The sequence below is a fragment of the Tatumella ptyseos ATCC 33301 genome (genome assembly GCF_000735525.1).
GTDB lineage: Bacteria > Pseudomonadota > Gammaproteobacteria > Enterobacterales > Enterobacteriaceae > Tatumella > Tatumella ptyseos.
Window position 1 is genome coordinate 26,846 of record NZ_JMPR01000016.1, and the last position, 11,026, is coordinate 37,871.

An 11,026-nucleotide genomic window follows, 5' to 3' on the forward strand; every position below is an offset into this window, starting at 1 on the left:
TTTTCATGTATCACATCGTCGCCTCCGACCTGGATGGAACGCTGCTTTCCCCCGATCATTCGCTCTCTGATTACACCCATGAAATTCTTCAAAAACTGACCCGTCAGGGCATAAATTTTGTATTTGCGACCGGAAGGCATCATATCGATGTCGCGCGGATGCGGAATAAACTGGATATTGATGCTTATATGATCACGTCAAACGGGGCGAGGGTTCATGATACCGCAGGCAATCTGATCTTTGCCTATAACCTCGATCAGGATATCGCCCGCGACCTGTATGAGCTGCAATACTCTTCAGAGACGATTCTGACGCAGGTTTACCGTAATGATGAATGGTACCTCAGCCGTGACAGCGAAAAAGAGAGTGCCTATGTGCGGGAATCCGGCTTCAGGTATCAGCTCTATCAGCCGGGGGGGCTCGACACCGACGGGATCAGTAAAGTCTTTTTCACCAGTGATGATCATGAAGCGCTGACTGTGCTTGAACAGGCCATTGCTGCCCGCTGGGGTGACCGCGTCAATGTGAGTTTCTCCTTACCGACCTGTCTGGAGGTGATGGCCGGAGGGGTATCAAAAGGCCATGCGCTGGATGAAGTTGCGCGGCGTCTGGGGATGACTTTACAGGACTGTATCGCTTTCGGCGACGGGATGAACGATAAAGAGATGCTGAGCATGGCGGGTAAAGGCTGCATTATGAGTAATGCCCATCAGCGCCTGATTGATGTCTTACCGGCGCTGGAAATCATCGGTAGTAATGCGGACGATGCCGTGCCGCATTATCTGCAAAAACTCTTTAGCGTGTAAGTCTGGCACTACAGACCTCACCGGCCACTGTAACTCCGGTGAGGTACTGACGGTCCCGTGGTCAGGAATGGCTGAGTTGCTGTTTGTGTTTTTTCTCACTGACCGTTGTCAGTATCAGTAACAGTACGGCGAGTACACAGCCGGCGATCATGACAATAAAACCGCCATCCCAGCCAAAAAAGTCGACGGTATAACCGACGATGGCACTGGCGGCAACAGACCCGCCCAGGTAACCAAATAACCCGGTAAAACCGGCAGCGGTTCCGGCGGCTTTTTTCGGGGTCAGTTCAAGGGCATGCAGACCGATAAGCATGACCGGACCATAGATTAAAAACCCGATAACCACCATACAGGCCATATCGATGGCCGGGTTCCCCGGCGGGTTAAGCCAGTAAACGACGGTGGCCACTGTCACCAGAACCATAAAAAAGACGCCGGTTAATCCGCGATTCCCTCTGAAGACCTTATCAGACATCCAGCCACAGAGCAGAGTGCCCGGAATGCCCGCATATTCATAAAAGAAGTAAGCCCATGAGGACTTATCCAGCGTGAAGTGTTTGACCTCTTTCAGGTAGGTCGGAGACCAGTCCAGAATGCCGTACCGCAGCAGGTAGATAAACACGTTCGCCAGCGCGATAGACCACAGCAATTTATTCGGCAGAATATATTGCATAAAGATCTGTCGGGTGGTCAGTTCGGCTTCATGTGTTTCATTGTAATCCGGCGGATAGTCATTTTTATACACTTCCACCGGCGGCAGACCACAGGATTGCGGGGTATCACGCATCAGTAAAAAGGCGACAATTGCCACCAGGATCGCAGCAATTGCCGGCATATAAAGCGAGGCTTTCCAGTCATTGAACCAGGCCATACCCAGCAGGAAAAGTAACGGCGGCAGACCTCCGCCGACGTTATGCGCGCAATTCCAGACCGAGACAATACTTCCCCTCTCTTTCCTTGACCACCAATGCACCATTGTCCGGCCACAGGGAGGCCAGCCCATTCCCTGAAACCAGCCACAGAGGAACAATAAGATAAACATGATGGCAATTCCGGAGGTCGCCAGGGGAACAAACCCCATGATCAGCATGACGACGGCAGCCAGAATTAACCCGGCAGGGAGAAAAACACGGGGATTAGAGCGGTCAGAGACTGACCCCATAATAAATTTAGAAATACCATAGGCGATGGAGATCCCTGACAGGGCAAACCCGAGGTCACCGCGGGAGAACCCTTGCTCGATCAGATACGGCATGGCCAGAGTAAAATTTTTGCGTACCAGGTAATAGGCGGCATACCCGAAGAATATCCCGAAGAAAATCTGCCAGCGTAAACGGCGGTACAGCGGGTCGGTTTGTTCCGCTGTGACCGCTGGAATATGGGGGGCTGGTTTGAAAAAGCTGAGCATTAAGGGTTCTCCCGCGGTGAAGTTGGCCCGCCTGGTTGTCACGGCCGAGGGTAGCGGGTACGTGTAACAGGCGGAATAAAGCGGGCATACGTTAACTTTTATGGCAAAAATTACGTTGACATGGCGCACAAATGTTAAACATTTATGTCTAAGTGTATTTTTTTATTTCCGTGACAAGGGGGATAGGGTCGCCCGGCGGGGGATCCCGGGCGATCTGATCTGGAAGATTACTTTTCTGCGCTATTTTTCGCAGGGGCCGGAAAGGAGGCATCCCGGACAAAAGGCAGTTGCTCGCAGGCATGCTGACGGGATGAACGGATAAAGGCATCAATCACCGGCTGGCGCTGCTCGCCGTCGCGGACGGCTGCGTATAAACGGCTCCACAGCCCCTCGCCCGGCGTGCGGGTGACGATCAATTGCTGGCGTTCAAAACTCTCAACCACCCAGTGGGGCAGGGCGGCAATGCCCATCCTGGCGGCAACCATCTGGATCAGCAGCAGGGTGTTATCCACGCTTTTCAGCGACGGACTGACCCCGGCCGGTTGCAGAAAATGACGCCAGATATCCATACGCTGACGCTGCACCGGGTAAATTAACAGCGTCTCATCCGCCAGATCTTCCGGGGTAATCACTGCCTTTGCGGCCAGAGGGTGATCCGGCGCCATCACCAGTCTGACTTCAAAGTCGAATAACGGGGAGTAGTGTAATCCGCTGCGGGGCAGGATATCTGAAGTCAGTACAATATCCAGCTCTCCCTGCTGCAGTGCAGGCTGAGGATCAAAGGTCACGCCGGATTTAAAATCCACGACGACCTGAGGCCAGTTGCTGCGAAAGCTATCCAGCGCCGGAGTCAGCCACTGGATACAGCTGTGGCATTCAATAGCGATACGTAAAGTGGCCTGGTGAGGTTCGTGGCATGCCTGTAGTGCCTGCTGAATTTGAGGCAGTACCTGCTCCGCCAGCTGTAACAGGATTTCACCCTGCGGGGTAAAGCGTAGTGGCTGACTTTTACGGACAAATAACCGAAAGCCAAGACGTTGTTCCAGGTCACTGAACTGATGAGACAGTGCTGACTGCGTCTGATGTAATTGTGCTGCGGCACCTGCCAGTGAGCCAGTCGTCCTGAGAGCCTGCAATGTTTTCAGGTGCTTAATCTCGATCATGAGATACCTTCATGTGAAGTTGAATAATTTGCGCTTGTGGATATTACAGTACCTGCTGATTATAGATGTGTAAACATCTGGACGGCTAAACATCTGAAAAACATTCTCAGAGCTCCGAATGTACTGGCAGGCAACACTTTTCTGCCTTGCCGGAAACGCCAGGATTGAGACAGATGTCCCTAAAAGCCTTTAACTGACAGGAATTGAATACCATGACGATTCAGAACCACACTCTCGGATTTCCACGCGTCGGACTGCAGCGCGAACTGAAAAAAGCGCAGGAAAGTTACTGGGCGGGTAAATCCAGCCAGCAGGACTTACTGGAAACCGGCCGTGAACTGCGTGCCCGCCACTGGCAGCAGCAGAAAGACGCCGGTGTTGATATTGTTCCTGTCGGTGACTTTGCATGGTATGACCATGTGCTGACCACCAGCCTGCTGCTGGGTAACGTGCCTGCACGTCACCGTAATGCAGACGGTTCTGTCGATCTGGATACCTTATTCCGCATTGGTCGTGGCCGTGCACCGACCGGTGAACCTGCTGCTGCTGCGGAAATGACAAAATGGTTTAACACCAACTATCACTACATGGTGCCGGAATTCACCAAAGGTCAGTCATTCAAACTGGCATGGACGCAGCTGCTGGACGAAGTTGATGAAGCACAGGCGCTGGGTCATAACGTTAAACCGGTACTGCTGGGCCCTGTGACCTACCTGTGGCTGGGTAAAGTCAAAGGTGAGCAGTTTGACCGTTTATCTCTGCTGAACGACATCCTGCCTGTCTATAAGCAGGTGCTGGCTGAGCTTGCAAAACGTGGCGTTGAGTGGGTACAGATTGATGAACCTGCACTGTCACTGGAACTGCCTGCAGAATGGCTGGCAGCCTTCAAACCGGCTTACGATGCGCTGCAGGGACAAACCAAACTGCTGCTAACCACCTATTTTGACAGCATCGGCCAGAACCTGTCTGTTATCCGCGAGCTGGCAGTTCAGGGCCTGCATGTTGACCTGGTTCACGGTCGTGACGATATCCAGGCACTGAATGCACAATTACCGGAAGCGTGGTTACTGTCTGTCGGTGTGATTAACGGACGTAATGTCTGGCGTGCTGACCTGAGCCGCTGGTTTGAACGTCTGCAGCCTCTGGTTGCACAGCGCAAAAATCTGTGGATTGGTACATCCTGTTCACTGCTGCACAGCCCGATTGACCTGAGCACCGAAACCCGTCTGGATGAGGAAGTGAAAAGCTGGTTCTCATTCGCCCTGCAAAAATGTGGTGAGCTGTCGCTGCTGAGCACTGCGCTGAATAACAACGATCCGGCTTCGCTGGAAAGCTGGAGCGCGCCGATCCGTGCCCGTGAAAACTCTTCACGTGTCCATAACAGCGCGGTGGGTAATCGTCTGAAGTCGATTACCGCGAAAGACAGCCTGCGTCAGCACGACTATCAAACCCGTGCGAAAGCACAGCGTGAACGTTTCAATCTGCCGGCATGGCCAACCACTACTATCGGTTCATTCCCTCAGACGACTGAGATCCGTGGTCTGCGTCTGGACTTTAAACAGGGTCGCCTGGACGGTAACAATTACCGCACCGGTATCGCCGAACATATCAAACAGGCGGTTGTTGAACAGGAACGTCTGGGTCTGGATGTTCTGGTTCACGGTGAAGCCGAACGTAACGACATGGTGGAATATTTCGGTGAGCACCTGGACGGTTTCGTCTTTACTCAGAACGGCTGGGTACAGAGCTACGGTTCACGTTGTGTGAAACCGCCGGTCATCATCGGTGATATCAGCCGTCCGGAAGCTATCACTGTAGAGTGGGCTAAATATGCACAGTCGCTGACCGATAAGCCAGTGAAAGGCATGCTGACAGGCCCTGTGACTATCCTGTGCTGGTCATTCCCGCGTGAAGATGTAAGCCGTGAAGTGATTGCTAAGCAGATTGCATTAGCCTTACGCGACGAAGTGGAAGATCTGGAAAAAGCCGGTATCGGTATCATCCAGATTGATGAACCGGCACTGCGTGAAGGTCTGCCTCTGCATCAGTCTGACTGGGCGGCGTATCTTGAGTGGGCTGTTGATGCCTTCCGTCTGAATGCTGCGGTAGCGCAGGATGATACTCAGATCCACACTCACATGTGTTACTGCGAGTTCAACGACATCATGGATTCGATTGCAGCCCTGGATGCGGACGTTATCACGATTGAAACGTCACGTTCAGATATGGAACTGCTGGAGTCCTTCAAAGAGTTCGAATATCCGAATGAAATCGGTCCGGGTGTTTACGATATTCACTCACCGAACGTCCCTGATGTGGCGTACATGGAGAACCTGTTACGCAAAGCAGCACAACGTGTTCCGGTAGAACGTCTGTGGGTTAACCCGGACTGTGGTCTGAAAACCCGTGGCTGGCCTGAAACCCGTCAGGCACTGGCTAACATGGTTGAAGCAGCGAAAAATCTGCGTGGCGAATCTGCCTGAGTAAAGAAGTTATAATCTGGTGTTGAACGTTTTGGGGCACAGTTTCTGTGCCCCTTTTTTTGTCCGTAAAACGGCAGGTTATTCCGGAGACCTGCCGATGAACAGGGGACGGTAACCCGGTATGGCGTTCCCGGTCGGGCAGGGATCAGCCATTCCGGGCACAGAAACTGTGCCCGTCGGGAAGCGTAAACCACCAGTGAGGGGAACCTCAGTCGGGGATAGCAGGTCTGTCAGCGACCTTTCTTTTTTCGTCCCGGCTGCGTAAAACGTTTACGGGACGCGGTATTCCCGGCTGTTTTTGCGGCACCGGGCCCGGCAGTTGCGGGTCTTTTGACGGTACCTGCTGCGCCGGTCGCCGGTTTTTTTGCCGGCGTGGCTTTAGATTTACTTCGGTTTTTCTGCTCGACCGGAGCCAGAGAAGACGAGTTTTCAAGCAGCCTGAATAAGTCCACCAGCTCATCATCGGTCAGGTCACGCCATTCCCCCTGCGGCAGCCCTTTCAGGCTGACGTTCATAATCCGGGTACGTTCGAGTTTGGTGACCTCATAGCCAAAATGCTTACACATCCTGCGGATCTGACGATTCAGCCCTTGTACCAGGGTGATGCGAAATACCATCGGGGCTTCTCTGGTGACTTTACACTTCTTCGTCACGGTACCCAGCATGGGTACGCCGGCCGCCATGCCGCGAATAAATTCGTCGGTCACGGGCTTATTTACCGTCACCACATACTCTTTTTCGTGATCGTTACCGGCCCGTAAGATCTTATTCACCAGGTCGCCGTGGTTGGTCAGAAAAATCAGCCCCTGAGAGTCTTTATCCAGACGACCTATCGGGAAGACACGTTTACTGTGGTTGACGAAATCAACAATATTATCTTTTTCGTTTTCTTCCGTTGTACTGATGATCCCTACCGGCTTATTCAGCGCAATCAGGACCAGGTCTTCTTCATCACGGGGTTCGATCAACTGACCATTCACTTTGACCACATCGCCGGCATATACCTGTGCACCCACAGCGGCACGTTTACCGTTAATAAAAACATTTCCCTGTTCAATATAGCGGTCGGCGTCGCGGCGTGAGCAAATACCGCTCTCGCTGATATATTTATTCAGGCGAATGGATGAGTTGGACAGCATGAATTCTCCGAAAAAAAGCGGACTATACCTTAGCCTGCCGGTGCTTAAAACAGGAGATCGCATACGAAAGAGGGATCACCCGCCTGTCTGACTGCGACAGGCTACCGTCAGGCCATAAAAAGTTGTGTGTTCCGGCGTGGCCACACCTCTCAGGCCGGGTTTTTTCTGACCGTTTTTTGCAGTTCTTTTTGTGTGGCGCAAGCCAGAATATTGCCTTTTTTACATCCCTGGCGGGCATACTGCAATGCTTTACGGCTATTCCTGTCCACGCCACGACCGAAACGGTACATATTTGCCAGATAGAGCATGGCATTACCATCTCCGGCCTGTGCGCCTTTTTCATACCAGCGGTGCGCTTCGCGATAACTTTGCGTTACGCCATAGCCATTTTCGTACAGATGGCCAATGGCCTGCGGAGCTTCGGGAGAGTTCAGGGCCAGGGCTTTTCGGTAGAAGTCCATTGCGCGGGCATCATTGTCACCACCGCGTAACTCATAAATTGAGCCCGCCCGGATACAATCTTCCGCCACTTTTCCCTGTTCACACTGCTGAATGTGCGACTGAAGGATCTTTTCAGACTGACGGTCCTGCAAACTTTCATGCCCGCGGGGCCAGAGCCCTCCGAAAAAGTGCCCCACAGTACTGCACCCGGTCAGATTAAGCGTGATCACTGCAATGCAGAGCGTAAGGGTTTTCTTCATAAAACGTTCCTGTCCATGCCTGTAGAAAGAAGCCCTGTGTTTTTCACAGGGGCAGGGAGCCGTGTCTGATACCTTCTCAGTTTATCCTCTCGCCCGAAAGCATGTATTCAGCGTCTGTCTGAATTTCAGACAATGACTTATCGCAGGCAAATGCCTGAGGGAACACAGACGGCGGGTAGTGCTGTCCGCCGCTCCGGTCACTGGAGAAATGCCGTGATCGTTACCCGTGAAGGGAGACGAGATCCGGCAGATAAGGGTCTTCATGGACGTTTCCGGCGTATGGCCGGGGTGAGCACGCATTGGTTCTGACAACCTATGGTGTTCAGGCTGACATGTCCCCCGGACGTCCATGCCGGAAAATTCCTTTAATACAGCGCTACCGGCCATTATGGCCTGATGACGATACCCTGTATTTTCCGGTTATTTAGCGCGAAAGCACTGCGCATTTTTCCGGTACTGTAGAGGCAGTCCAGCTGCAATGAGTGCAGTTGTGCCAGTGTTTGCTCACGGGTAAATTTCGCCTGGTAAATTTCCTGCTCTACATTCAGCAGGTCGAGAAGCGGTCGGGTCCCTAGCTGTAAGTATTGCTGTTCATACAGATCACGAGTTTTTTCACCTAAGGTTTCCTGCCTTTCCTGGACACTTAATGTCTGATAAAGGTTCAGGGCCTGCTCCTGAGATTCCGTGAGTTTCTGGTCGGCTTCCAGTTGTGCCAGGCGTATACCTGCGCGCGCAGACTCAAGTGTTTGTATCGCAGCATCACGGCTGGCAGTAAGACCTCCCCCCTGATACAACGGCATTTCGAGTTTAACCCAGGCCGAATACTGTGTTTTATTCAGGTCCCGGCTATCTGAATAGTTGTTATTCAGATAGTGTGTCACCTGCGGTTCCAGGGATAACGTCGGTCTCATCTGGGCATTGGCATTATCCAGATCCGCCTGAGCCTGATTTCTTTGTGCATAAGCTGCAAGAACGGAAGGGATTTCCCGGTAATCAATCTTCCGGACATCACAGGCATGAGTCAGCGCAGAGGGCAGGTTATCAGAGACCTGACTCACCGGACCTGTCCCCATATCCGTTGCGAGTGTCGCCAGCCAGCGCTGCAAAGCGGACTGATATTGCATCAGGGTAGCTCTGGCTCCTTCAATACGGGTATTGGTTTGCACTACATCAGATAACGAACTCGCCCCGGCGGTATTACGTTGCTGGATGAGCGTCCCGATATGCTGTAACGCGGAGAGCTGTTGCTGTGCAATGGTGACCAGTTTCTGATAGCCCTGGACCTGAACGACTGCACTGGCCGTATCATGAGCGACCTGATCGACACTGACCATAACATTGGCCTGTTGCTGGGCTAACCCGGCATCAGCGGCTCTCACTGAACTCGACACTTTCCCGAAATCATAAAGCATCTGTGAAACCGACAGCACCAGCGATGGCGAATAGCCTGCATTGACGTAGCTGTTGGAATAACCGTTATTCATTCCCGCGCTGACCTGAGGGTAGTACTTCGACTTTGCCTGATCCACTTTTGCCGCCTGTTGGAACAGTTTTCCGACAGCCTGACCGATAGCCGGGTGCCATTGTTCTGCCTGCTGAACGGCATCATTCATATCCGGGATACCGGATGACGGCGGCGGGAGAGTATTGGTAATTGTATTGCTGAGGTCGGGTAACGATTGTTGATCTTCAAGGGCCTGAGTATTGATATCTCCGGCAGTGGCAACAGTATCTGCCTGAACCTTAAATAAGGTCACCGTTGTTATCAGGAAAAGAGGAGACAGAACTTTTAAAATCAGGTGCTTACTTGATTTCATTGATTTATACCTATTATTAATTAAGCACAGCTTTGTTTGATTCTATTCACAAACTAATAAATTTTCACGATGGAATAAATGGGCGTTTTATTAAAGTAAAATCAGGGCATAAGTACCTTATTATACGCAATATCTTTTCGTTACCAGAGGGTGCCTGCACCTCTGTAATGTTCAGAATATTATCCTTATTACTTAAAAAAAATACGTAATTTTATCCGGCGGTTAGTGCAGAGGTTGCCGGAGCAATTATTTACCCTGAATTCTGTGCGTGCTTTAATTGTTATAATTTTGTTCTATTTGTGATAATTAAACCCCTCATTGCTATAAATTACCTACGTTATACCTATAAAACCATCAATAACAATAGTAAACAGCTATCAATTGGCCAGGTCTTTTATGTTAAGAGTGTTGTATATTATGCCAAGCTTGCCTAATCTATATGTAATTTATCTTAACAATTGCTCAGTGATATCATCCTGCGCGTTATATTCTTTCTGAATAGCGAAGTAATTATATAATTATGAAAAACTTATCTCTTTCAACAGCAGTTGTAATCAACAAAACTGATGGATTATCAAAAAATGTTAATATTGATAATCTGGTGCTGTCAGGATCATCGGTAGTTAAATTGCATATTGATCCTGCAACTGTTAGGTCATTTGAACGACATGGGAATGATTTAACAATTGTAATTAACGACGGACATCGTGTTGTCATTAAGAACTTTTTTGTCCATGAGAATGACTCACACCGTAATGAATTAATTCTTGAAGATGGGGCAGGTGTTTATTGGTGGGGGCAATACACTTCGCCCTGGTCCGCATTTACCTTCACCGAGATTGAATGGCATGATGGTTTGCCTATTTTTGCGGGCCTTGCCGGAGCGGGTTTACTGGGCCTTGCTGCCTTGCTTGCTGGCGGTCATGGACACAATGATCAAAGCAGTAGCAGCGGACATTCCTCAACGCCACTTACAGCCAGTGCAGAGCCGTTATCAACCAATAAAGGTACCGCTGTTGGCGGGAGAATAACGGTTCAGGATCCGGACTCTGCTGCGATTAAATATACGCTGGAAATTAAGCCTTCGCACGGAACCGTTGAACTGCATAACGATGGCAGCTATACCTTCACTCCGGCTTCGGGTTTCTCCGGGCAGGACGCATTCACCGTGTTAGTACGCGATGCTAATGGGGCGACTGTCCCGGTGAAGATTCCGGTCACCGTACATGTCGGTGCGGTTGATGATATGGCTGTTACGAAAGAAAATACCCCGGTGAGCGGTAATGTACTGACCAATGACACGGATAAAGAGAGTGATCCTGTTAAGGTGACGCAGTTTACTGTGGACGGCCACACGGTGAAAGCCGGTGAAACCGCGACGATCAGCGGTGTGGGCACCCTGACCATCAGCAGTGACGGTAAGTACACCTTTACCCCGGTGAACGGTTATACCGGGAAAGTGCCGGCCGCGACCTATACGATCACTGACGGACATACCTCCTCTTCAGC

8 protein-coding genes are annotated in these 11,026 nt (G+C 51.1%); 3 read left to right on the forward strand and 5 right to left on the reverse strand.

The annotated features are described in order from the left end of the window. The first annotated feature begins 5 nt into the window (after window positions 1-5). Window positions 6-806: a sugar/pyridoxal phosphate phosphatase YigL gene (gene yigL / locus GTPT_RS04070; protein WP_025902123.1), complete on the forward strand. Its 801-nt coding sequence runs from the start codon at window positions 6-8 to the stop codon at window positions 804-806. A gap of 61 nt (window positions 807-867) precedes the next feature. Here yigL and glpT read toward each other — a convergent pair whose 3' ends face one another. Then, complete coding sequence (glpT, locus tag GTPT_RS04075; protein WP_025902124.1) at window positions 868-2,214, reverse strand: glycerol-3-phosphate transporter; 1,347 nt, start codon at window positions 2,212-2,214, stop codon at window positions 868-870. Between the two features lie 227 nt (window positions 2,215-2,441). Then, window positions 2,442-3,377 (reverse strand): HTH-type transcriptional regulator MetR, encoded by a 936-nt coding sequence (metR, locus tag GTPT_RS04080; protein ID WP_025902125.1) that lies wholly within the window; start codon window positions 3,375-3,377, stop codon window positions 2,442-2,444. Between the two features lie 212 nt (window positions 3,378-3,589). On the opposite strand from metR, the gene metE reads away from it, so the two are divergent. Beyond that, window positions 3,590-5,860 carry a 5-methyltetrahydropteroyltriglutamate--homocysteine S-methyltransferase gene (metE, locus tag GTPT_RS04085; protein ID WP_025902126.1) on the forward strand — a complete coding sequence of 757 codons (2,271 nt, stop codon included), beginning with the start codon at window positions 3,590-3,592 and terminating at the stop codon, window positions 5,858-5,860. Window positions 5,861-6,090: 230 nt separating this feature from the next. On the opposite strand, the gene rluF is transcribed toward metE, so the two are convergent. The 3 genes from rluF to GTPT_RS04100 form a co-directional block, all read right to left on the reverse strand. After that, window positions 6,091-6,999 carry a 23S rRNA pseudouridine(2604) synthase RluF gene (rluF, locus tag GTPT_RS04090; RefSeq protein ID WP_025902127.1) on the reverse strand — a complete coding sequence of 303 codons (909 nt, stop codon included), beginning with the start codon at window positions 6,997-6,999 and terminating at the stop codon, window positions 6,091-6,093. A gap of 149 nt (window positions 7,000-7,148) precedes the next feature. Further along, window positions 7,149-7,700, reverse strand: a complete 552-nt coding sequence (locus GTPT_RS16680; protein WP_025902128.1) for a tetratricopeptide repeat protein — start codon at window positions 7,698-7,700, stop codon at window positions 7,149-7,151. A 386-nt stretch (window positions 7,701-8,086) separates the two neighbouring features. After that, window positions 8,087-9,517, reverse strand: coding sequence for a TolC family outer membrane protein (locus GTPT_RS04100; protein ID WP_025902129.1), 1,431 nt, complete (start codon window positions 9,515-9,517; stop codon window positions 8,087-8,089). A 520-nt stretch (window positions 9,518-10,037) separates the two neighbouring features. Here GTPT_RS04100 and GTPT_RS04105 point away from each other — a divergent pair. Further along, window positions 10,038-11,026, forward strand: a 989-nt coding sequence (locus tag GTPT_RS04105) for an Ig-like domain-containing protein (RefSeq protein WP_038010939.1), incomplete at its 3' end; no start/stop codon positions are given.